Below are 20,100 nucleotides of genomic sequence, written 5' to 3' on the forward strand. Positions count from 1 at the left end.
AATTGATAATGATGAGAAGCAAGATCATAATTGCGATATTAACGATCATAATATTAACATCCTTAGGTTGTGGAAAGGGATTCCTGGAAGTTAAACCGGATAAGGCACAGGTGGTGCCGGAAAGGATCGAGGACTTCCAGGCGCTGCTGGACAATACGAACATCGCCTTTACCGCTTCCGGTGGACTGGCGGGTATTGCATCCGATGAGTATTTCCGCTTTGACAGCGATATGCCTGTGCTGCTTGGCGTGGAGAACAACACCTATACCTGGGAGAAGGATATGTATGCGGGATGGCGTGATATATGGGATTGGAATCAACGGTATGAATCCATTTTCTATGCAAACATCGCACTGGAGGGCCTGGAGAAGATCCGGCCCGCGGCGGAGCAACAGCTTGCCTGGAATATTGCAAAAGGAACGGCCATGTTCTACCGGGCCATCAACGTATACCAGCTGGCGGAATATTTCTGTCAGCCTTACGACAAGGCTACGGCATCTTCCATGCCTGGTGTGCCGCTGCGGACCTCTGCAGATGTGAACGGGATCGTGCAAAGAGGCACGCTTGACAGGGTGTATGAATTCGTCATCCGGGAACTGGCGGCGGCAGAGACTTTGCTGCCGGATCGCGGCCTCAATTTGTACAGGCCCGGCCGCGCGGCTGTATTTGCCATGCTAAGCCGCGTATGTCTTTCCATGCAGGATTACGCCAATGCGGAAAAGTATGCGGAAGCCTGCCTGCGCCTGCAACGGACGCTGATCGATTACAATACGGTAGACAGGGTGACGGAGCAGCCGTTCGAGTCCCCTCTTACGGATCCTTCGCGCAATCCCGAAATTATCCTCTTCGGCACCGCTTCCGGCTTTTCCTTTAATGTTGACAGGGACACTTATGTGGACACAGCCTTTTACAATACATATGCGGATAACGACCTGCGGAAATCCATTTTCTTTCACCCGCGGAAAGGATACCATTTTTTTAAGGGAGGGTATGACGGTGGGCGCTCCAGGCATGGCGGCCCTTGTACGGACGAAATGTATCTTATAAAAGCGGAATGCCTGGCCCGCGCCGGGAACGTTGCTGCAGCCATGGATACGCTCAATGTGCTGCTGGTGAAACGGTATGATAAGAGTTCATTCGTGCCCCAAACGGCCACGGACGCAGAAGATGCATTGCGCAAGGTACTGACCGAAAGAAAAAAGGAACTCATCGGCCGTTGCATTCGCTGGCTGGACCTTCGCCGGCTGAACCGCGATCCGCGGTTCGCGGTTACCCTGCAACGGTTGCGCAATGGAAAGCTTGTTACCCTTTCGCCGGGTGATCAGCGCTATACCTTTCCCATACCGGAACAGGAAACGGAAAACAGCGGGATAGAACAAAATCCACGCTAAAACAATCACTTTTCAATCTACTTGCCATGAGATTTATATTGATGCTCCTGGGCGGGCTTGCCTTGCTCATATCATCCGCCAACGCACAAAAGCACCCCGACGTTGTTATCAGCGGGGAAATTCAGACAGGGCATGCCTCCGACACGATACAGCTCATTATACGCGGAGAATTCAGCCATGACGGCGACGCCGAGTTTTCGCCGCTGAAGAACGAGATCACCGTTACACGGAACGGGCGTTTTTCTTTTACTGTACCCGGCATTGAACATCCCGTTCATGCCGATATTTACATTAATCCGCAGCGTCACCCGGTAAACAATATATTGCAGTCGGAAGGCCAGCTCCAGTTCCTTTTGCTGGAGCCTGGCGACAGCATCAGGGTGACCGGCAGGAAAGGTAATCTCATTTTTTCGGGGAAAGGCTCGGCTAAATGGGACTACAGGCAATCGCAGATCTTCCTGCATGGGCTATATGACAATATGAAGCCATCCTACCGGGCGGCCGGCGATAAATTCGATCATGACCGTTATATAGAAGACGGGCAGCGGTTGAAGAACGCGCTGCTGGAATCTTTCCGCAGGCGGCTAAGCCGGGAAGCCTGGATTATTTTTGATGCCGATATCCGCGGTAGCTATGGGTTCTATTACCTGATGAAGGCCGGAAGGGTTGATTCCCGTAACGCTCCGCGCTCGCAGGAGCAAAAACATTTCTACGAGCAATATGTCCGCGATATGCACATCGATACTTCCAATGCTGCGTTGGTGCGTTGGTCCGGCTATCCTGGTTTTGTCAGGCGTAAGCTATCGATAGACTATGAGTATGCGAAGCTGAACGGCGCTGTAGCAGAGCGGAACTTGTATGAATATGCCGCCAACAGGTTGCACGGCATACTGCAGGAAAAGGTGCTGATGTTGATAATGGAAATGGATATTGCCTTTAGCAAGCTCTCGGATGAAACGCTGGATTTCATGGAAGCCAGGGTAAAAACGCCTGTTTACAGAAAAAGGATCGGGGAGATGAAAGAAACGTATGCTACAGGCAGCGAGATGATCGATTTCGCTTTCAGGGACAAGGATGATAAAACAGTACGCCTGAGCGATTTCAGGGGAAAAGTGGTGTTGCTGGATATGTGGTTTACCGGTTGTTCCGGATGTGTGGCGGTTGCCAATACGCTTCCTGCCGTTGAAGAAGCTTTCAGGAGCAACGACAGCGTGGTGTTCGTCAGCTTGTCCATCGACCGGCATCGCGATCTATGGCTGCAAAGCATCGACCCCGACAAAAAAATTGTGGCAGGGAAACGCGCTTATACGCATTATACAACGCCCACTACTGTTTATCTCTATACGGGAGGCACCGGTTCCCACAGTCCTTTTATTCGCAAATATGTGCCAGGCAGCACTTACCCGCATCTTCTGCTGGTGGGGAAAGACGGGAAAGTATTTGCTGCGGATCCGCCCAATCCTGCCTTTGAGGGAGGGCAGGAAAAACTGACAGCCTTGATAAGACGGGCTTTGGAACGACCCTTAAAATGAGCGGTGATCTATATAAAAGAGTTGGTCCATACCAGGCCAGCTCTTTTTTTACCTGGCCTTATTCCCCCCTTAAGTTGACAAAACATCACCCATATATTTAACTTATTCCGGCTGAAATTTGTTTTGACGAACACCTGCATCAATAATGTTTTTCAATTCATCTAAAAAGCCACCAGCATGTTAACAACAATTTTCGACGAATCAGTCAGGACTACATTGATCAGCCGGATCAATTCGCTGAGCGAGAGTAACCAGCGCCAATGGGGCAAAATGAATATCTACCAGATGATGGGCCATTCTATTTTCTGGAATCAATGGATATTGGGAAAGAACGGCCTCATCACCAAACAGTCTTTTTTAGGAGTTGTTTTTGGCAAAATGGCGCTTAGAGGTATGGTAAAGGATAACAGCCCGATGAAAAAGAATATGCCCGCTGGAGGCCGTTTTATTAATAAAGAAAAAGATGACGGTATAGAAGCGCAAAAGAAAGAATGGGCCGATCTGATAGCCGCTTACGCTGATTTTTCCAATCACGGCTTTACGCATGATTTTTTTGGAAAAATGACCAGGGAAGAAATTGGTATCTTGGCTTATAAACATATGGATCACCACTTAAGGCAGTTCCAGGCATAAGTTAATTAAAACCATCACAAATGCCAGACATCCGTCACCAGCTCATCATAGCCGCTTCTCCCGAAAAAATCTTCCATGCCGTCACCAGCCAGGAAGGCCTGTCTGCCTGGTGGACGCCGGGTGCAACGGCCAGGCCGGAGCTGAACAGCATAGCACGTTTTCCTTTCGGCCCTGATTATTACAAGGAAATGAAGATCGCCGGACTAAAGCCATCTGAACTGGTGAAATGGATCTGCCTGAAAGGAGACCAGGAGTGGATAGGCACCACGCTTTCCTTCAGCCTGGAGCCGGGCAACAAGGGATCGCTGCTATACGCTCATCCTGAAATGCGGGGACAGGCAGAACAGCTGAAGAGCGGCGAAAACCTGACACTGCTGATCTTCCACCACGAAAATTGGAAAGACTATACCCCGATGTACGCTGAATGCAACTTTACCTGGGGCCGGTTCCTGTGGAGCCTGAAATTGCTGTGTGAAACAGGGAAAGGACTGCCCTGGCCAAACCAGCACCGCGTATGATAGTTTTGCTGAGTCAGGCTTCCCTTATTTTTTTCTGTCGATCTTTCCTTCCAGCCCGGTGATGAGATTGATGCAGGTTTGTAAGCGGGTATAACACGTGCTGCCGTCGAGGGCCAGGTCTTTTTTGGTAACCTCAAAACCGGCCAGGAAAACCTCCAGGTGCGATAAGTACTGGTTGGGCTGTGTATATAGCGTGTTGTATATCGCGTCGTTTAGCTTGTCGCCCTCTTTCCTGAGCTCTTCATTTGTCAGATCCGTCACCTCGCGCATGCGTCGCATCACTTCGTTCATCTTCAATTTGAGGGCTTCCAGGTTTTCCGGGTCTTTTTTCCCGGGTGCGGCGTTGTTCCGGAACAAGCTGTCGGACAGCCTCTTCCTGGCTTTCATGTAGTCGCCAAGGTCCTGTTTCAGGAACGCAAGGCTTTCTTTTAGCTGCGCGCTTTTTTCGTGGGTGTAATATTTATTGAGATCGCCGTCCAGGTGTTTCACCCAGGTCAGCAACTGGTTGGTCACATCCGTTACGACAGGCGTTTGGCCGTAAGTATTGGTGGCAAAGATCAGGAACAGGAAAAGAGTGAACCTGGAAAGTACATTACCCGTCATCGTTTTTTTTTGTGGGAATTTAAGTTAAAAATCCGGGTTTTCAGCCAGCTCATCCAGCAGCGCTGCCTGCGCCGGGTTGATCTTTTCCCGGGCTTCGGGCAGGGTGAACCATTCTGCTTTATCCACTTCCGGGACCATTTGTTTTTTGCCCGATTTAGGCGGCCATTCCAGCTCAAATGTATTGCTGTTGATCATCGTTACATCGAGATCTCCTTTCATGGCCCAGGCCAGCACCAGTTTGCCGCTTTTTTGTTTCACCGGGGTAAGCGGGATGCATTTCCCTTTCTTTACCGGGATGCCTGTTTCTTCCTGAAGCTCGCGCAGGGCAGCTTCCAGCGGATCCTCTTCCGCTGAAAACTCTCCTTTGGGAATAGACCAGGCGCCGGCGTCCTTATTTTTCCAGAAAGGGCCGCCGGGATGAACAAGCATAACTTCAGGTATCCCGTTTTTGACCCGGTACAGCAGTATACCCGCACTTTTTTTCATAACAGGAAGATAACAATTTTGGTACCGGAAGCCGCCCGCAAAAAAAGGGAACAACATCAAATGATGTGTTCCCTTTACCGGCATTAAAATCAATTTAAGCTTAATTATGATCTGCCGCCCCGCGGAGCCCGGCTGTGTTGTACGCTCCTTTGCGGTGCGCTTGCCGGACGCGCGCTGCGGTTTATTTGTCCTCCCTGCGGCCTGCTGATGCTTGAACTGCGGTCGAACTGGCGCTGGGGCCTTTCTGAAGCTGCGCTCCGGTTGATCTCACGCCTTGGCGCGGGAGCCGTTGAGCGGTCGTACTGTCGCTGCGGAGAGCTGCCGCGGTCGAACTGGCGCGAGGGCGTAGTCCTGTCGGCATTCGTATTGCGGTCGAACTGCCTTGAAGGCGAAGTTCTGTCCACATTCGTATTACGGTCGTACTGGCGTGAAGGTGTAGTCCTGTCTACGTTCGTATTGCGGTCGAACTGGCGGGAAGGCGAAGTTCTGTCCACATTCGTATTGCGGTCGTACTGGCGTGAAGGCGAAGTTCGGTCCACGTTCGTATTACGGTCGTACTGGCGTGACGGTGTAGTCCTGTCCACGTTCGTATTGCGGTCAAACTGGCGCGGTGTGCTGCGGTTCATGCTCGTACGGTCGAACTGGCGGGGGCGGGTGCTGCGGTAGTTGGTGCGGTAGTTATTTACCACCACGCGGTTCCTGCTATATACACTCGCAGATGTTACCCGCATCGGGCGGTAGATGCGCGGCGCCCGCACTACGCGGTGCGTGTGCACAACTACATACCTCGGGCGGTAACGGTAGCAGATCGGCTCGTAAACGTGCCATGCAAGCGGCCTCCAGGGATCCCACCACACGGGATAATGATACCACCTCCAGGGAGATACCCAAACGGTGTAATACGGTGCAAACACAAAACGCACCGATGGCCAGAACCACACATTCACCACCAATCCTGAAGGTGCAAAAGCGGCATTAGGCCCGTGCGCATTGCCGGCGAAGGCTACGTCATCAAAAGTTTCGCCATTAAAAGCGGTTTCATCTTCGAGCGAAGGCTCCACGATCTTCGATACGCCGTAAATGTCCTCATCCCCCACGATCTGTATCACCGCGCGGTTATCTCCGGTCTTCTCCAGTTCTATCACGGCAACGTCCTGGCTTTCTGAAGCCGATACCAAGGCCTGCAATACAAAAAGCTGCACATCTCCGTCTTTTTTATTGATAACGCGGATATAATCGATATCCCCGTCGTTGTTCAAATCCAGGTTATTTACGCCATTCTCTTTTGTATTCAGCATTTTCTCGAATTCTCCGGGATTATCGGCCTTTTTGAACATCTCCAGCGCGCCTTCAAGGCTGAAGTTGTCCCCGGGCAATCCCGTCCCGTCCTGTGCCTGTACGCCCGTTGTCAGCGCCAGGCTGAACAGAACGGCTGGCAATGAATGTAATATTCTCATACAATAGGCTGTTGTTACCTATATAAGACGACTAAAGGAGGGAAAAGTTTACACGGTAGTTTATTGTAGGAATGTTAAAGTTTTCACCAATATTTATTTTTCATTCATGTACTATGCACATTATCAACAGATAGATGTAAAAACAGCGGCCAGCTCAATAATTCGTTTGAGCCGGCCGCTGCGGGATTCATTGCTGCGGGGTTATTTCCAGGCGTTCTCGTATGCCGCGGTGATCAGATCCTCCGGGGCGCCGTCTAAATTATTCTCAATGGAATTGGTATTCCATGCCACCTGTACATTGTTGGGAAAGTGCATGATCACCGTATGAGTGCCGCGGTAAAGCGCATCACGCGATGTGCCGCCCTTCCAGTAGTAGTTGCCGTGCCGTCCTTTGATGCCGGCGTCAAATCCCATAAGCTTATTTTTCATGCGTTGCAGCATGGCCGGGGATACAATTTTATAAGCCTCCGCTGCCATCAATGTGCTGGCTATCTCCGTGGGGTTGACGTACCAGTTTCCCGTTCCGGCCCATTTATAGCCATTATAGAACGTTACACCCAGCAAAGAAGGGTCGGAAAAATTATAATACAATGTCGCGTTACGGTCAGGAGGGTTTTCTTTATACGTAACCGGCCCGTTCTGATTCCAGTCGCCCGGTTCAATTTTACTCCAATCCGGTACGCCGGCGGCTTTGAAGATATGCTGACGCACATAGCTGCGGTAGAATTGCGCCAGTTCGTCTTCAATCACTTCATCCGGTTTTCCTTCATACACACCCTTCCCGTTTACGATAGCGGAAAGCAATATCCGGCAAAGCAGGTAATTGGCAGCGTTGTGGTCGTAATAAACATCACTATCTCCAAAACCCGTTGTATGCGTCTGCATACACGAGCGCAAAGACAAAAATCCCGAGCCTACATATTTAAGCCCTGATTTGTGCATCAGCAGGTGCGCAAAGGTGATCTTCCTGTTTGCATAAGGAATGTTCCATGATCCGGGTAAAAATTCCCAGATATAGGCGTTCTCATTCAGCCCTTTGTTTTCCAGCGCTTTTAATATGGCAAGCGCGGTGAGGGTTTGGGTGCCGGTGGATGTTTCCTGGCGGGTAGTTTGCAGGTAGGGCAGCTCCGCATCCTTGCCCCTGCGCGCCAGACCGCCATGGCCTTCCTCTGCGATCTTGCCGTCTTTGGCAATGGCAAAAGCATAGCCTACGGTTTTTCCTTCAAAGCTTTTCTTCAGGTTCTGGGAAAATAGCGCCACGTCAAATCCCGCGTCAGGGATGTCGTTGTCTGGTTTTTCACAGCCTGCCAGCAGAATGCCGGCCAGCCCCAGGATAACTCCCGTGTTGTTAAGTAAAGTTTTCATTTCGGTAATATTGAGGTTTTATGCCCCAAAGATGCAGCGGGCGGGAAGATGGCAGGGGCTTGTTTTAACGGATACAGGCATCGGGTTAACGAAAGAGGGGAATTGACGGTATCCGGATTGCAATGGTTAATCTCTTCCCAATAAGATATCCACCATTTTTTTGTGGTTATTGATGAAATGCTAAGATGTTTTATAGTTCTCCGTATAGCTGGTGCACTTTATGCCTGCGGCTTCCGGCCCGTCACCGCCCTTCTCCCAGCCAGCTTTCCAGGATGGCGGCCTGCAATGCATCTGGATTTTGTATGCGGATTATTTTATGGTCGGAGCCCATTGCAAGACCTGCATAGGCAAGATATTTCTGATAGTTGATCTCTTTGGTGGTGTAGATATAATCAAACAGCTGGTCCATCCTGCTGCCTGCTGTGCTTTCAATGACGGCCCGCAGTTCCTGTTCGGTGAACCCTCTTTGTTTTTGCTGGTAAAATTCCCGGTACAACCTTCGCATAACATCATCCAGGGATCTTTGGTTCTTCGTGGCATGGCGTATCGCGAAATCGAACAACATTCCTACCACAGGGCCTTTGTCGTAGTAAGAGATCGTTTTGACCACGGTGTCGGCGGTCCGGCCAAAAGGGCCGTCGCGCCAGGTTTCATAACTGGCTTCCGCCAGCGACTGGTACAGCTTGCCTGTTTTGGTTTCAAAAGCGGTGATATTCGACCGGATGTTGTTGAAAAGGTCTTCTTCTGTTGAAAGGCCTGCACGCCTAAGGATAAGGTATTCGTAGTAGACGGTCAGCCCCTCCGAAACCCACAGCATTTTCGTTCTGCTGCCATTATCGTAATCAAAGGGTCCCAGCTCAATGGGGCGTATGCGTTTCACATTATAATGATGAAAATATTCATGCGCGATAAAATTCAATAAACGCAGGCGTTCTTTCGGGGAACTTAAACCGGCGCCGTTGAAACTGATGGTCGTGGAATTGGCATGCTCAATGCCGCCTGCGCCGGGGCCAATGGCAATGAATACATATTGCCTGTAGGGAATATGCCCGATGATGGCGGACGCGGTTTCGACGATCTTTTTCAGATCGCTCATGAATTGTACTTTATCGAAATCGCCGGGCCTGTACCCGATGAACCGGTGTGGAATACCGGATACGGTAAAAGCGGGAAGCTCTTCCAGGTTGCCGATCAGCAGGGGACTGTCGTAGAGCGCATCATAGTCGGGCGCTGTGTATGTATAGGGTTCGCCCGCAACGGTATCCAGCCCGGTGGCCACGTCTTTCCATGCTGTAAAGGGTTTGACCACCACCTGCACCGGCTGCTGCAATTTGCCTGCGGGATGCAGGAAAACGCCCGCCGGTGAAATGTAGCCGCGGGTGTCGTCCAGGTAAGGCGTGGCAACGAAGGCTCTTTTTGTTCTGATGATGTAGGAAATGGTCAACGTGGCGGCATTATTGCTTTGAACCCGCCAGGTGTTGCCGCTGGTTTTTTCCCAGGCAAGCGGCCGGGCGTTTCCGTCGGTCACCGAAAAGCTGTCGAGGTTATTGGCAAAATCAAGCCGTTGGTAATAACCCGGCGTCCATACCGGCATTTTGAAATCCTGATTCTTTCCTTTCAGGCCATGGCATTGCATGACTACCCGGAAATAATGCGCGGCCGGGTTGTCCATGGAAACGGTGAAGGCGATGGGCTGCGCCGCAGCAGCGAGGGATAACAGGAGGCAGAGCGTTGCCAGGTATATTGTTTTTGTCATAAGATGTGAATACTGCGATTGAGATTTTGGACAAGGAGGGCAGCTTACGTCGCTGCAAATTCATTTTAGCATTGAACTATACTAAAATACGAAAATTACCGTGTACATATCCGTCAACGCAGGGCCTGCGCAAAAAGGAACTCCCGGTTCTGCCCGGAAGTTCCTTTTTATCCTGGAGTTGAAATGCAGCAGTAGGGGCTATTGCAGCGGACTGGCAGGCTGATCCCCGATCTCGGTAACGGAAAATGGTTCCTGAGCCCTGCTCAGGGTGCCGGTGGCCGTGTTCCGGATGATCACCACCCTGATCCTGTGGTGCCAGGATTGGGTGGAGGGAGCACCGTCCTGGTCTTTCCGGAGCAGGATGCCGCCCACCTTGACCTCCGCGGTTACCCGTATATTCCTCTCCGTGTAATACGGCACAATTCCCCAGCCGCCGCCAAAGTCGGAGGTGGTAACGTATATGAGAATAGTGCTGTTGGCCAGCACGTCGGTTGTGAGCACATTGGGCGCTGCAATATTGAGGTAGAGGTAAGTGCCGGCTGCGGTCCAGGTCAGGGTGGAAATATCTTTTTCATACACCCGCACATTGGCATTGCCCTGCGTGCCTTGCGGGCCCTGTGGTCCCTGGGGGCCTTGCGGTCCTTGTGTTCCTTCGGGGCCGGCGGGGCCTTCTTTGCTGCAGCCGGCAAACAATAGCGGGAAGACCAGGAGTAACAGCATTACATGTTTCATAACATCAGTTTTTAAAAAGATGAGGCGGAGCACCTCACCGGGGTTAGAAAAAAGTATCGTAAGATGTGCTCAAAATTAGACCGGCCGCGGGGAGGCGGCAAGCGTATTAATACGGTTTCCGGGCAGGGATTAATACTTGCTCCGTAAGAATTGAAAAATCGTTCATGTAAAATGCCCGGGCAATTGTGCCGCATTTTATTATCTTGGAGTGCGCCCTTATTTCATTACAATTGGCTAACATTTAAAATAATTCCACGAAACATGCGCCTGAGAAACATTTCCCTATTCGTCATTCTTTTATTGCTGCTGGTACCGTCGCTTACCCGTGCCCAGGATATACAGGTCATCAAAAAACGGGTAGTGGCCGATTTGATGGAGCCCCCCATCAATAAGAACTCCATTACTCAACTGGTACGGTCCATTCAGCCCGGCGGAACCTGGCCTGGTATTAACTATCAGGATATTTCCCGCACCGGCTTCCAGCACAAAGACCATTTGGAGAACATGCTGACGCTGGCCAGGGCGTACAAAAAGCCAGGTTCTCCCTTCTTCGGCGACCCTTCAGTAAAAAAGGCCTTCTCTGCTGCGCTGGATTTCTGGCTGGCTAATGATTTCAGGTGTGATAACTGGTGGTGGAATGAAATGGGCACGCCCAACCTGATGATCAATACTTTGCTGGTGATGGACAGCAGTCTTACGGAAAAGCAGCGGGTGGAAGGGCTGCGGATCGCCCGGAGGGCAAACCTCGAAACCTTTGGCGCACGCCCCGGCGGCGACCTTATGCCCATTGCGGGTATGCTGGGAAAACAGGCGCTGTTCACCAACAACCCGGATACCCTGCAGCGGGTTATCCGTGTAATGGCTTCGGAGATCAAGATCAGCACCGGCCGGGGGCTGAAGCCGGATATGAGCTTTCACCACCGCACGGATAATGTGATCTCCACGCTTACCTATGGCAGTAACTTTGCAGCTTCCTTCGCCTACTGGGCGTCCAGGATACGCGGCACGCAGTTCTCTTTCCCCGAAGCATCCATCACGCTGCTGGTCGATTATTTCCTGGATGGCATCTGCCAGTCGCTCGTATACGCCACCTACCCAGACCCCGGCGCCATGAACCGCGATATCAGCCGGAGGAACGCATTGGAGAAAGAAGACGTGGCCCTGCCGCAAAACCTGCTGGCTGCTACGGATTACCGGGCACCAGAGCTGGAAACCGTTATCCGCGCCCGAAAAGGGGAAATAAAATATAACCGCACATGCGACCGCTATTTCCGGTATTCGCATTATTATACCCATCAGCGCCCCGGGTATTATGCATCTGCACGCATGCATTCCGCACGGGCCAACAATATGGAAGAGCCGCACAACGAAGAAGGCATTCTGAACCATCACTATGGCGATGGTTCGTTTTTTATCTCCCGTACCGGCCATGAGTATTTTAATATTTTCCCCGTATGGGACTGGCAGAAGATACCGGGTGCCACCATCCTGCAGAAAGCGGAGATGCCCCACTGGCGGCGGCTGGCGAGAAAAGGACGGGCTGATTTTTCAGGCGCTGTAAGCGATGGCGTATACGGTGTGGCGGGATTTGATTTTGCCAGTGTGCACGATCCGCTCAAAGCGCATAAAGCATGGTTCTTTTTTGATAAGGAAATAGTATGCCTTGGCGCGGGTATTCATGCAGACACAGCTTTGCCGGTGCTGACCACGCTGAACCAATGTCTGCTGAACAAGCAGGTGACCGTAGGATCGGATAACAAGGCCATCACGCTGAAAACAGGCATGCATGTGCTGCCGGCCGTGTCCTGGGTGTACCACGACAGCGTGGCTTACATCTTACCGCAGCCCACCGGTATAAATCTCAGCAATGGGGAAGCCACCGGCAACTGGCGGCGGATCAACCACCAGGCATGGGCAACTGAAGAAACGGTAAAGGAGAATGTATTTTCCCTTTGGCTGGATCATGGGGTACAACCTGGGAATGCAGGTTATGCCTGGATCGTAGTGCCGGGAACAGATGCTGCCTCAGCCGCAGCCTATAGCAAAAAAGCCCCGGTGAAAATTCTTTCAAATACCGCGGAGCTGCAGGCTGTGCAACATACCGGCCTGCATAGAACGGGCATTGTTTTTTACAAAGCAGGATCCGTCAGGATCAATGATAAGCTGACACTCGCTTCCACAGCGCCCTGCATAGTGATGGTAAAAGCGGAAGGGTCAACCGTTGATACGATAGCGGTGGCAGACCCCACGCAAAAATTGAGTTCACTGCAATTAAAGGTGAATGAACGCACGATAGACGTGACGTTGCCTGCGGGAACTGAAGCCGGGAGTACCGTCGTTGTACGGTAAGATTGCTCCGGGTTACGGCAGCAACGTATGCGCTTCAGGGTTATGTTTCAGCACTTTGTCCATTAGCCGGTAGGCTTCAAGCCGCTGGGCCGGCGGAAAGTCATGCGCCGCATCGGGGTAGCTTGCCTGTAAATGTTGCGGCATGCCAAACAGGGAATATACCGGGGCTACATCTGCCATCCCTTCTTTTACGCCTTTTACGTCAAAATTGCCGTCGTTCACAGGCGAGTTGGAGAAAAAAGGCCGCGGTGCGAGGGTGGCGATCACTTCATCAAAATCGAACGGCATGCGTTGCTGGTCCAGCCCGTATTTTTCACGCAACAATGGCATGTAGCGGGTTTGCGCCCATGGGCCCAGCCGCCCGCCGTAACGTTTTGAGGCCTCTTCCCCGATATTGTAATAGCTGAACTTCGTCCAGCCGCAACTGGCCACGATCACTTTAATGCGCCTGTCGAAGGCGGCTGCGAACATCGCGTTATGGCCGCCGAGGGAATGACCGATCACCCCGATGCGCGCGGAGTCCACATTTTCCATGGACTGCAGCAGGTCGATGCAGCGCAGGTGGTTGAAGATGGCTTTCATGGTGCCGGAAGCGTAGCGGTCCTGCTCAAAATTATAATCCTTCATATCTCCAAAGCTGGGGTAATCGGGCGCGATCACGACATATCCCCTGTCTGCCAGCTCTTCCGCATAGGCCCTGTTTGCCTTGCCGCCGTTTTCGTTCGTGATGGACTTTTTCCCGAGCGGGCTGGTTCCATGCAATGCCAGCACGGCGGCGTGTTTTCCCTTTCGCAGGGGAACGAACAGGAAAGCGGGCACCGGTTCGTTTTCCGCGGCCATAAAAGTGATCTCATAACGGATATGATTGCGTTGTTGCAGGCTGTCTTTGATATTCACCTGTAAAGGCCCTGCCGGGTCGCGGCCGGGCAGAGGCCCCATGGCCAGCTGCATGCGGTCCAGGATCTGTTGCCGTTTTATTTCCCAGTGGGTGATTGTTTGCACCTTTTTTATGCGCCCGTCAGCATCGCTGTATGTCAGGAGCCGGGAGCCGGTTGTTTGTGCATGCAGTGCAATACCGGAGAGCAGGAGGGCGGCGAAGAGGATCGGGGAACGCCGGCGGATATTACTACTTATCATATTAACAAGATAATAAATCAGGAAGGGAAAGCTGTAGCTTTTACAAATAATTTTATTACCTTATTTGACAAATCAGGTCCCGTATGATAAAGAAGAACAGTATTCTATTGATGGCATCGGTGTTGCTGTCGGTTACCCTTTGCTCGCTTTCGCTGCCGCAGCAGCATGAAAAGGCAAAGAATTTAAAAGTGCTCCCCAAAAACATCAGCCATGAAGAGCTCGATAATGTGATGAAAGGATTCAAGGAAGCGCTGGGGGTGAAATGTAGTTTTTGCCACGATCCCCGCAAAGATGATCCCAAGAAACTGGACTTTGCCAGCGACGACAACGATCACAAAAAGATAGCCCGCGATATGATGCGCATGACCCAACGGATCAACAAAAAATATTTCAAAGGCCAGACGGCGGAAGCTGTGACCTGCTACACCTGCCACCGTGGCCACGACGAGCCGCTGACCAGCCCGCAGGCAGCGAAATAATTTGCAGGTAAAAAAACGGCTTTAAGATTTTGCTTAAAGCCGTTTTCTTTTCAGTTATTCAGAACAGCGTTCCTTCTTCACGGACCTGCCAGCTGCCTTCAGCGATCTCTTCATCCAGTTCGCGATCGTCCCAGCCGCAGTAGCCGATAAATATTTTGATGTCTTTTTTATCGAGAATGCCGGTATTGATATATTTCAGGGCTTCGCGGAAGTCGCCTCCCAGGTGAATGCCATCCGCCACCGGCGTGCCTCCCGGTATCAGATCGGCACGGCGGTGCACAAAGTAAAGATGCTCCTGGTCCACCGGCCCCCCATGATACAAGGGGAAAGGAATTCCCTTCTTAAATTCTTCCAGCTCATTTAATCTTCTTGGAAACCTTTTGTTGATCACAAAGCCCATGGCCCCTTTGTCATTGTACTCAGTAATGAATATCACTGATTTTTCAAAAAAGGTATCGTCCAGGAGAGAAGTGCTTGTCAGAAAGATGCCCGGTTTCATATGCCAAAGGTAATTAAGTTATCGATCCGGCTTTCGCGCCTCCCTGATCTTTTCCACCAGTATTACAAACCCGGTGCCGAGCGTATAGGCTATGATATCCGCCCAGGTAAAGTAATTGCCCAGTACAATATTCGCTAACCGGGAATGCCCGAGCCCGAGATGCTTCACCATGTTCAGGTATTGAAGGCCTTCCACCAGGCAGGAGAATGCCAGCACGGCCAGCGCTACAGGCACAACCGGCGCCTGGAGAAAGCTGCGCACAAAACAATAGATGAGTATCACCACCAGGAAGTCGCCCGCATAAGGCCGTATGAAATCATCGTGGAGGTAGGCGGCGATCAATACTTCAGTAACGAACAGCAGGATCGTAAGGGTGAAGTACCACCGGTTAAAACGCAGTTTCATGGCGGGAAGATAAGCAAAGTTTTATCACACGGCAGGATGCCGCAGGTTGCATTCCTCTGCCGGAATACCTATTTTTATCCATACGCGTCTTACAGGAAGGCGATAAAATTATGATGCAATCAGCCGCAGAGAAAAACGGGAAACTTGCCGGCCTGGACCACCTGAGGGCCCTGGCCATCATCACGGTGCTGTTATACCACTACCGCATGTTCCAGCATCCCCGTTGGCTGGATGATGTGATGGGCTTCGGCTGGAGTGGTGTGGACCTTTTTTTCGTGCTGAGCGGATACCTCATTTCTTCCCAGTTGTTTGCAGCAATGGCGGCGCGGAAGCAGGTGTCGCTGCCGGAATTCTTCATCAAACGTTTTTTCAGGATCATACCGGCATACCTGGTGGTGCTGGCTATTTATTTCCTGGTCCCGGCCTTCCATGAAAAGGAGGCGCTGCCGCCGCTTTGGAAGTTCCTGACCTTTACGCAGAACATTGGGTTCGACATTAAGAATTTAGGCACGTTTTCACATGTCTGGTCGTTATGCGTGGAAGAACATTTTTACCTGCTGTTCCCGCTAGTGCTGATAACCATGATATATTTCCGTGCTGAAAAACGTGGAGCCATGTTGCTGCTGGCCGTTTTCATCTTGGGTGTGGTGGCGCGGCTGCTGAGCTGGTACCTCCTGATTGCTCCTGACGCGGGCAATTCCGGCTTTGGCATCACCTGGTACCGGCACATGTATTACCCCACCTGGAACCGGCTGGATGGCCTGCTGGCAGGCGTTTCCATCGCAGCGTTGTTCGTTTTCCGGCCGGTGATAAAAGAGAAGATCACCCGGCACGGCAACAAAATAGCAGTATCGGGCCTGGCGGTTTTAACAGGCGCCTGGTTCCTGTGTGAAGACCAGAGAAGTTTTTATGCTTCCATCGCGGGTTTCCCGCTGGTATCCGCCGGGTATGGTTTGCTGGTAGTGGCGGCTGTGAGCCCGGGCAGCGTACTTTACAAATACAGCAGCCGTTTCACCGCGCTGATCGCGAAATTGTCATTCGGACTATACCTTGTACATAAAGGCGTTATTCACATTGCGCAGCCGCTGCTGATAAAAACAGGCATCGAACCGAAAGGCAGCCTGATGCTCCTGTTATGTTTTACTGTAGCGGTATTGGCGGCGCTTGTGCTGAATAAGATCGTGGAAGAACCTTTCCTGAGGCTGCGGCAGCGGGTATTGGAGCGGCGGAGGAAGAAACATGCCGTACTGAAGAAAGGAGTGTCCGGGCAGGAAAAACAAATTGCATAATAGCGGAAACAGCAGATCTCTATTCCGCCGGACGTATTCAGGTCTTCCTTTTTTTAACAAGATGCGTAATACCTTCCCCTATCATTTTTTCCAACAGGTCGTATCCGCCATTGGCTTTGCTGTGAGCACTTTCCCTTTCCTGAAGGGTAACAGGAACAGCCCAGTATAAATTGACGTGGTCGCCTTCCATGTCCGGCAACGGGATCTCAGGGCCGTTGTAGAGCGCCGAGGACAGAATAAAGCTGTCATATCCCTCCGGAAGGCCGGAAGAGCTGATGGTATGGCCTTCTCCCATCCAGCTGAGATTCCGCCAGGGGCTGTCTGCCATACCGGAAAGCGCCTGCGCCATGCTCATGATCTCCGGGTCGGTAAAATCCTTTTTGCTGACGGCGAGGCCCAGCTCCATCCTTCTGAAGCCTGGAGCCTGGTCATTGTACAGGAATTCCACCCAGGGCATCGGCCGTATGCTTACGCCCAGGCTGAGAAAATAGACCACGTCTTCTTTCTCGAACCTTGCCAGCGCCATCGGGGGCCATTGTTGCTGATCTATGGCGTAGTATTGCTGTACACGGCCAAATTGTGCTTCATATGATTGCAGGAGCTGCTGCTGCATGGCAGACCAGGGATTGTTGTTTTCATCGCTCCATTTATCCCAGAACCGGGATGTTTTTTGAAGACGTTCGTAAAGTGCACCGGCATCTTTTAGCGGGAAAAGGATGTTGTCGACAGGAGCGGTACAATCAAGTGCGTAACATACAAGTTGCTCAGCTGAAAGACTCCAGCCGGGAATAACGCCGATAGCCTCGTTTTGGTAAAAGACCGCCCCGCCATCGTCTTCTTCGCTCCACATCATGCTCAAGTGCTCTGCCTGTAAAGGTTCACGGCCCAGGGGATGGTTGCAGTAAGGGGTTTCCAGCATGGGGGCCATTCCTTTTTCCATGGCAGCGTAATCGCGTTCGCCCGGGGCGGGTTGCAGGTTTCGGAGCCAGCATGCCCGCATGCCATAACGATCGGAGAATTGTTCTGCCGGGTAAATATAAAAATAGGCAGTGCGTTCATCCTGTTCCACTACGGCAATTAAGGTGCCCCGGTTATTCGGCTGCTCCAGTAATATTTCTGTTTTGTTCATCTGGCGGTATGATTGTTCTTTGATGAAGCTATTATTTTAAGCTGGAATTCCTTAATATTTTCACCGTTACATGCAACTGCCCGATATGCCGCATGGTATGCTCCGCCGCATGCACCAGCAGCCCGATCACCGTGGTGGGGATCTGTTTCCTGCCTACGCCGCGGAAACCGGTGAGCGTGGATTCATCCGTTTGGGAGAGTTGTTGCAGCGCGCGGTCCGTTTGTTCCCGGAAACGGGCGAGCAATTGTGTAATGGTAAGGTCCGGGCGGGGAGTGACGTTTTCAAGCCGCAATAATTCCAGTTGCTCCGCCGTGAGAGCCTCGCCGCGGGCGTAGGTGAACAGGCGGTCTATTACGCCGGAAAGATGTTGCAGGTGAAATCCGGGGGAGGCGGCACCGGCGGGTTTTTCCCACAGCAGCGCTTCATCAAGGTCCTGCATCATGGATTCGAGTTCTTCCCTGGCCTGCAGTAAGGCATGGGCTACGGGCTGCAAAAGAGGAGGGATGCCGTCTACCGGGCCGCGCTGCCACACTTCGGGCGCTGAAGATGCTGCCATTTTTTTGCTGTTAATTTAACGACTATTCTTCACCTGCTCAAAATAATACACGCCCTTCTTGTTGGACGTGATCACGTCTTTCAGCCCATCCCCGTTCAGGTCCGTTACCACGAAGCGGTTGCCCACGCCGGAATTGTTGTCGATCTGATGCGGTATCCAGGAAGGCGTTTTGCCGGGTTTGTACTCAAACCAATACAATACGGCCGGTTCAAACGCGCCGGGGTCCTTGCCGTTGTGCGCGAAATAACGTTTGCCGGTGATAAGGTCGGGGTGGCCGTCATTGTTGATATCTTCAAAGGCCATGGCATGGGTTTGGGAGAACTGTTTGCTGATCTCATGCGTCGTGAAGCCCTGGGCCTGCTGCTCGTGCCACCAGATGCCGTAGTTATGCGCGGAAGAGCTTACCACATCCATATCCCCGTCGCCGTCCGCATCCAGTACGAACATGTTGGCGCATTCTTTCCCGAGCTCGGCCGGGTGAAAGGTCCATTCAGGCTGTGTTACATCGGCAGGCGATTCCCACCAGCCGGTGTGGATGATGACGTCGTTCCGGCCATCTTTGTTCATATCGCCCCAGCCCAGGCCATGAGTGTACTTATGCGTCCCTCTCTCACTGTGACTGCTGATGATGGTCTTGGTCCACTGGGATTCGCCTTTCCCCGAAGGCGGTTTCAGCCAGATCACCTGCTTCGCTTCGGAATCGTTGCAGATGATATCTTCTTCGCCATCAAGATCCACGTCCACCAGTATGGGCGTTTCGTTTCCTGCATTTTCCAGGATGGTGTGCGATTGCCAGGGCTGGTCCTTCCCCTGTGGGTTTTCGTACCATGCGCAAACGGCGCCCGGCTGGTCGAAACGGATAAGGTCCTGCCAGCCATCGCTGTTCACATCCATGCAAAAATTCAGGAAAGTGGTGCTGTAGCCGGGCACGGGGTTCAGCGTGTCCGCATGAATACGGTGCGGCTTCCAGGAAGGCGCTTCAAACCAGTAAACGCCGGCCAGGATGTCCGTTTTACCATCCCTGTTCACGTCGGCGGTTGCAGCACCTTCTGAAATGAAAACGGGGTGAACGGTATGTTTCTTAAAGCTGACCTGGGCTTTCACAGCCACGGCCGGTATCAACAGGCTGGCGAAGATGGTTGCGCATGTCTTCATAAATGGAATTTTAACCTTCAATTAAAATAGGCAATAAAGCCCGGCTTTAATACAAAAAGCGGAAAAATTCCCGCTCCCGCAACCCGCTCCATCCTGCCGCAGGGATATTAACGGCAACCCTGGAATGAAAAAAGGACTGTTCAACGAACAGTCCTTTTATTTTTTAGTAATCCGATTTGATAATGACGATCTTGACGTCCAGCGGCGCGGTTACCCGCACAGGCGCAGTGCCGGAGGCGTTCTGCGCGTCAAGGTAAAGTTTGCCGGGACTGTAGGAATACAAATAAGAAACGCCCTGGAATACCTGCGGCAGCGGTTCCCAGATATTGGAACCAAATGAAATGTACACCTCAATGGCGTCCAGTTCCACCGTCTGCGCATCCAGCTCCGGGATGTCCAGCGTAGCCTGGTAGGAATTGTTACCGGTGTTCAGCGTCCACATATTCGTTGCAACGTTCCCGATGATCGTCTGGTTCGGAATAACCACTTCGTTTGTTTCCTTCGTGCAGGAGCTGAACAGTACAGCGCCTAAAAAAAGGAATGGCAGCATAAATGTTTTCATGTTGATCGGGTTGAATACAACTGTAAATACCAAAGGCTATGCCAATCAGCATAGCCTTCGATGTGAA

20 protein-coding genes are annotated in these 20,100 nt (G+C 51.8%); 7 read left to right on the forward strand and 13 right to left on the reverse strand.

Annotation, left to right across the window (positions count from 1 at the left end):
- The first annotated feature begins 8 nt into the window (after nucleotides 1-8).
- From ACTJIK_RS10710 to ACTJIK_RS10725, 4 genes are all read left to right on the forward strand, one after another.
- The gene (locus tag ACTJIK_RS10710; RefSeq protein WP_440646365.1) at nucleotides 9-1,391 is read left to right on the forward strand and encodes a RagB/SusD family nutrient uptake outer membrane protein; all 1,383 of its coding nucleotides are present in this window, start codon (nucleotides 9-11) and stop codon (nucleotides 1,389-1,391) included.
- 26 nt (nucleotides 1,392-1,417) lie between these two features.
- Nucleotides 1,418-2,923 (forward strand): TlpA family protein disulfide reductase, encoded by a 1,506-nt coding sequence (locus ACTJIK_RS10715; protein ID WP_440646366.1) that lies wholly within the window; start codon nucleotides 1,418-1,420, stop codon nucleotides 2,921-2,923.
- A 177-nt stretch (nucleotides 2,924-3,100) separates the two neighbouring features.
- Nucleotides 3,101-3,556 (forward strand): DinB family protein, encoded by a 456-nt coding sequence (locus tag ACTJIK_RS10720; RefSeq protein WP_440646367.1) that lies wholly within the window; start codon nucleotides 3,101-3,103, stop codon nucleotides 3,554-3,556.
- Between the two features lie 20 nt (nucleotides 3,557-3,576).
- On the forward strand, nucleotides 3,577-4,074 hold the full coding sequence (locus ACTJIK_RS10725) for an SRPBCC family protein (RefSeq protein ID WP_440646368.1): 498 nt from the start codon (nucleotides 3,577-3,579) through the stop codon (nucleotides 4,072-4,074).
- 24 nt (nucleotides 4,075-4,098) lie between these two features.
- Here the strand turns inward: ACTJIK_RS10725 and ACTJIK_RS10730 are convergent, their stop codons facing one another.
- The 6 genes from ACTJIK_RS10730 to ACTJIK_RS10755 all read right to left on the reverse strand — a co-directional run bounded on the left by ACTJIK_RS10730 (nucleotide 4,099) and on the right by ACTJIK_RS10755 (nucleotide 10,473).
- Nucleotides 4,099-4,677 carry a hypothetical protein gene (locus ACTJIK_RS10730; protein WP_440646369.1) on the reverse strand — a complete coding sequence of 193 codons (579 nt, stop codon included), beginning with the start codon at nucleotides 4,675-4,677 and terminating at the stop codon, nucleotides 4,099-4,101.
- A 24-nt stretch (nucleotides 4,678-4,701) separates the two neighbouring features.
- Nucleotides 4,702-5,220, reverse strand: coding sequence for an NUDIX domain-containing protein (locus tag ACTJIK_RS10735; RefSeq protein ID WP_440646370.1), 519 nt, complete (start codon nucleotides 5,218-5,220; stop codon nucleotides 4,702-4,704).
- Nucleotides 5,221-5,267: 47 nt separating this feature from the next.
- Complete coding sequence (locus ACTJIK_RS10740; RefSeq protein ID WP_440646371.1) at nucleotides 5,268-6,620, reverse strand: hypothetical protein; 1,353 nt, start codon at nucleotides 6,618-6,620, stop codon at nucleotides 5,268-5,270.
- 201 nt (nucleotides 6,621-6,821) lie between these two features.
- Nucleotides 6,822-7,985 (reverse strand): serine hydrolase, encoded by a 1,164-nt coding sequence (locus tag ACTJIK_RS10745; RefSeq protein ID WP_440646372.1) that lies wholly within the window; start codon nucleotides 7,983-7,985, stop codon nucleotides 6,822-6,824.
- A 241-nt stretch (nucleotides 7,986-8,226) separates the two neighbouring features.
- The gene (locus ACTJIK_RS10750) at nucleotides 8,227-9,741 is read right to left on the reverse strand and encodes a M61 family metallopeptidase (protein WP_440646373.1); all 1,515 of its coding nucleotides are present in this window, start codon (nucleotides 9,739-9,741) and stop codon (nucleotides 8,227-8,229) included.
- Nucleotides 9,742-9,939: 198 nt separating this feature from the next.
- Nucleotides 9,940-10,473, reverse strand: a complete 534-nt coding sequence (locus ACTJIK_RS10755; RefSeq protein WP_440646374.1) for a hypothetical protein — start codon at nucleotides 10,471-10,473, stop codon at nucleotides 9,940-9,942.
- A 261-nt stretch (nucleotides 10,474-10,734) separates the two neighbouring features.
- Here ACTJIK_RS10755 and ACTJIK_RS10760 point away from each other — a divergent pair, with 261 nt between their 5' ends.
- A complete protein-coding gene (locus tag ACTJIK_RS10760) occupies nucleotides 10,735-12,822 on the forward strand; it encodes a polysaccharide lyase family 8 super-sandwich domain-containing protein (protein ID WP_440646375.1) in 2,088 nt (695 codons plus the stop codon).
- Between the two features lie 12 nt (nucleotides 12,823-12,834).
- Here the strand turns inward: ACTJIK_RS10760 and ACTJIK_RS10765 are convergent, their stop codons facing one another.
- Complete coding sequence (locus ACTJIK_RS10765; protein ID WP_440646376.1) at nucleotides 12,835-13,959, reverse strand: alpha/beta hydrolase; 1,125 nt, start codon at nucleotides 13,957-13,959, stop codon at nucleotides 12,835-12,837.
- A gap of 83 nt (nucleotides 13,960-14,042) precedes the next feature.
- Between ACTJIK_RS10765 and ACTJIK_RS10770 the strand changes: the two genes are divergently transcribed.
- Nucleotides 14,043-14,438: a c-type cytochrome gene (locus ACTJIK_RS10770; RefSeq protein ID WP_440646377.1), complete on the forward strand. Its 396-nt coding sequence runs from the start codon at nucleotides 14,043-14,045 to the stop codon at nucleotides 14,436-14,438.
- Nucleotides 14,439-14,496: 58 nt separating this feature from the next.
- On the opposite strand, the gene ACTJIK_RS10775 is transcribed toward ACTJIK_RS10770, so the two are convergent.
- Both ACTJIK_RS10775 and ACTJIK_RS10780 read right to left on the reverse strand, forming a co-directional pair.
- Entirely contained in the window at nucleotides 14,497-14,937 is a 441-nt protein-coding gene (locus ACTJIK_RS10775) for a YqgE/AlgH family protein (protein WP_440646378.1), read from the reverse strand.
- An 18-nt stretch (nucleotides 14,938-14,955) separates the two neighbouring features.
- Nucleotides 14,956-15,342 carry a DUF2809 domain-containing protein gene (locus ACTJIK_RS10780; protein ID WP_440646379.1) on the reverse strand — a complete coding sequence of 129 codons (387 nt, stop codon included), beginning with the start codon at nucleotides 15,340-15,342 and terminating at the stop codon, nucleotides 14,956-14,958.
- 110 nt (nucleotides 15,343-15,452) lie between these two features.
- Here ACTJIK_RS10780 and ACTJIK_RS10785 point away from each other — a divergent pair, with 110 nt between their 5' ends.
- Nucleotides 15,453-16,631 carry an acyltransferase family protein gene (locus ACTJIK_RS10785; protein WP_440646380.1) on the forward strand — a complete coding sequence of 393 codons (1,179 nt, stop codon included), beginning with the start codon at nucleotides 15,453-15,455 and terminating at the stop codon, nucleotides 16,629-16,631.
- A gap of 37 nt (nucleotides 16,632-16,668) precedes the next feature.
- On the opposite strand, the gene ACTJIK_RS10790 is transcribed toward ACTJIK_RS10785, so the two are convergent.
- The 4 genes from ACTJIK_RS10790 to ACTJIK_RS10805 form a co-directional block, all read right to left on the reverse strand.
- Nucleotides 16,669-17,760, reverse strand: coding sequence for a suppressor of fused domain protein (locus tag ACTJIK_RS10790; RefSeq protein ID WP_440646381.1), 1,092 nt, complete (start codon nucleotides 17,758-17,760; stop codon nucleotides 16,669-16,671).
- A gap of 31 nt (nucleotides 17,761-17,791) precedes the next feature.
- Nucleotides 17,792-18,316, reverse strand: a complete 525-nt coding sequence (locus tag ACTJIK_RS10795) for a DinB family protein (RefSeq protein WP_440646382.1) — start codon at nucleotides 18,314-18,316, stop codon at nucleotides 17,792-17,794.
- Between the two features lie 15 nt (nucleotides 18,317-18,331).
- Complete coding sequence (locus ACTJIK_RS10800; protein WP_440646383.1) at nucleotides 18,332-19,471, reverse strand: FG-GAP repeat domain-containing protein; 1,140 nt, start codon at nucleotides 19,469-19,471, stop codon at nucleotides 18,332-18,334.
- Between the two features lie 163 nt (nucleotides 19,472-19,634).
- Nucleotides 19,635-20,033: a hypothetical protein gene (locus tag ACTJIK_RS10805; protein ID WP_440646384.1), complete on the reverse strand. Its 399-nt coding sequence runs from the start codon at nucleotides 20,031-20,033 to the stop codon at nucleotides 19,635-19,637.
- Between the last annotated feature and the right edge of the window lie 67 nt (nucleotides 20,034-20,100).

Origin of the sequence: Chitinophaga sp. 22620, assembly GCF_052044405.1 — a bacterium.
In the GTDB taxonomy this organism is placed as follows: Bacteria; Bacteroidota; Bacteroidia; order Chitinophagales; family Chitinophagaceae; genus Chitinophaga.

Excerpts from the sequence above, each read along its gene's own strand:
- ACTJIK_RS10710 (WP_440646365.1), top strand. The coding sequence starts at position 9 with ATGATGAGAAGCAAGATCATAATTGCGATATTAACGATCATAATATTA.
- ACTJIK_RS10715 (WP_440646366.1), top strand. The coding sequence starts at position 1,418 with ATGAGATTTATATTGATGCTCCTGGGCGGGCTTGCCTTGCTCATATCA.
- ACTJIK_RS10720 (WP_440646367.1), top strand. The coding sequence starts at position 3,101 with ATGTTAACAACAATTTTCGACGAATCAGTCAGGACTACATTGATCAGC.
- ACTJIK_RS10725 (WP_440646368.1), top strand. The coding sequence starts at position 3,577 with ATGCCAGACATCCGTCACCAGCTCATCATAGCCGCTTCTCCCGAAAAA.
- ACTJIK_RS10730 (WP_440646369.1), bottom strand. The coding sequence starts at position 4,677 with ATGACGGGTAATGTACTTTCCAGGTTCACTCTTTTCCTGTTCCTGATC.
- ACTJIK_RS10735 (WP_440646370.1), bottom strand. The coding sequence starts at position 5,220 with ATGTTGTTCCCTTTTTTTGCGGGCGGCTTCCGGTACCAAAATTGTTAT.
- ACTJIK_RS10740 (WP_440646371.1), bottom strand. The coding sequence starts at position 6,620 with ATGAGAATATTACATTCATTGCCAGCCGTTCTGTTCAGCCTGGCGCTG.
- ACTJIK_RS10745 (WP_440646372.1), bottom strand. The coding sequence starts at position 7,985 with ATGAAAACTTTACTTAACAACACGGGAGTTATCCTGGGGCTGGCCGGC.
- ACTJIK_RS10750 (WP_440646373.1), bottom strand. The coding sequence starts at position 9,741 with ATGACAAAAACAATATACCTGGCAACGCTCTGCCTCCTGTTATCCCTC.
- ACTJIK_RS10755 (WP_440646374.1), bottom strand. The coding sequence starts at position 10,473 with ATGAAACATGTAATGCTGTTACTCCTGGTCTTCCCGCTATTGTTTGCC.
- ACTJIK_RS10760 (WP_440646375.1), top strand. The coding sequence starts at position 10,735 with ATGCGCCTGAGAAACATTTCCCTATTCGTCATTCTTTTATTGCTGCTG.
- ACTJIK_RS10765 (WP_440646376.1), bottom strand. The coding sequence starts at position 13,959 with ATGATAAGTAGTAATATCCGCCGGCGTTCCCCGATCCTCTTCGCCGCC.
- ACTJIK_RS10770 (WP_440646377.1), top strand. The coding sequence starts at position 14,043 with ATGATAAAGAAGAACAGTATTCTATTGATGGCATCGGTGTTGCTGTCG.
- ACTJIK_RS10775 (WP_440646378.1), bottom strand. The coding sequence starts at position 14,937 with ATGAAACCGGGCATCTTTCTGACAAGCACTTCTCTCCTGGACGATACC.
- ACTJIK_RS10780 (WP_440646379.1), bottom strand. The coding sequence starts at position 15,342 with ATGAAACTGCGTTTTAACCGGTGGTACTTCACCCTTACGATCCTGCTG.
- ACTJIK_RS10785 (WP_440646380.1), top strand. The coding sequence starts at position 15,453 with ATGATGCAATCAGCCGCAGAGAAAAACGGGAAACTTGCCGGCCTGGAC.
- ACTJIK_RS10790 (WP_440646381.1), bottom strand. The coding sequence starts at position 17,760 with ATGAACAAAACAGAAATATTACTGGAGCAGCCGAATAACCGGGGCACC.
- ACTJIK_RS10795 (WP_440646382.1), bottom strand. The coding sequence starts at position 18,316 with ATGGCAGCATCTTCAGCGCCCGAAGTGTGGCAGCGCGGCCCGGTAGAC.
- ACTJIK_RS10800 (WP_440646383.1), bottom strand. The coding sequence starts at position 19,471 with ATGAAGACATGCGCAACCATCTTCGCCAGCCTGTTGATACCGGCCGTG.
- ACTJIK_RS10805 (WP_440646384.1), bottom strand. The coding sequence starts at position 20,033 with ATGAAAACATTTATGCTGCCATTCCTTTTTTTAGGCGCTGTACTGTTC.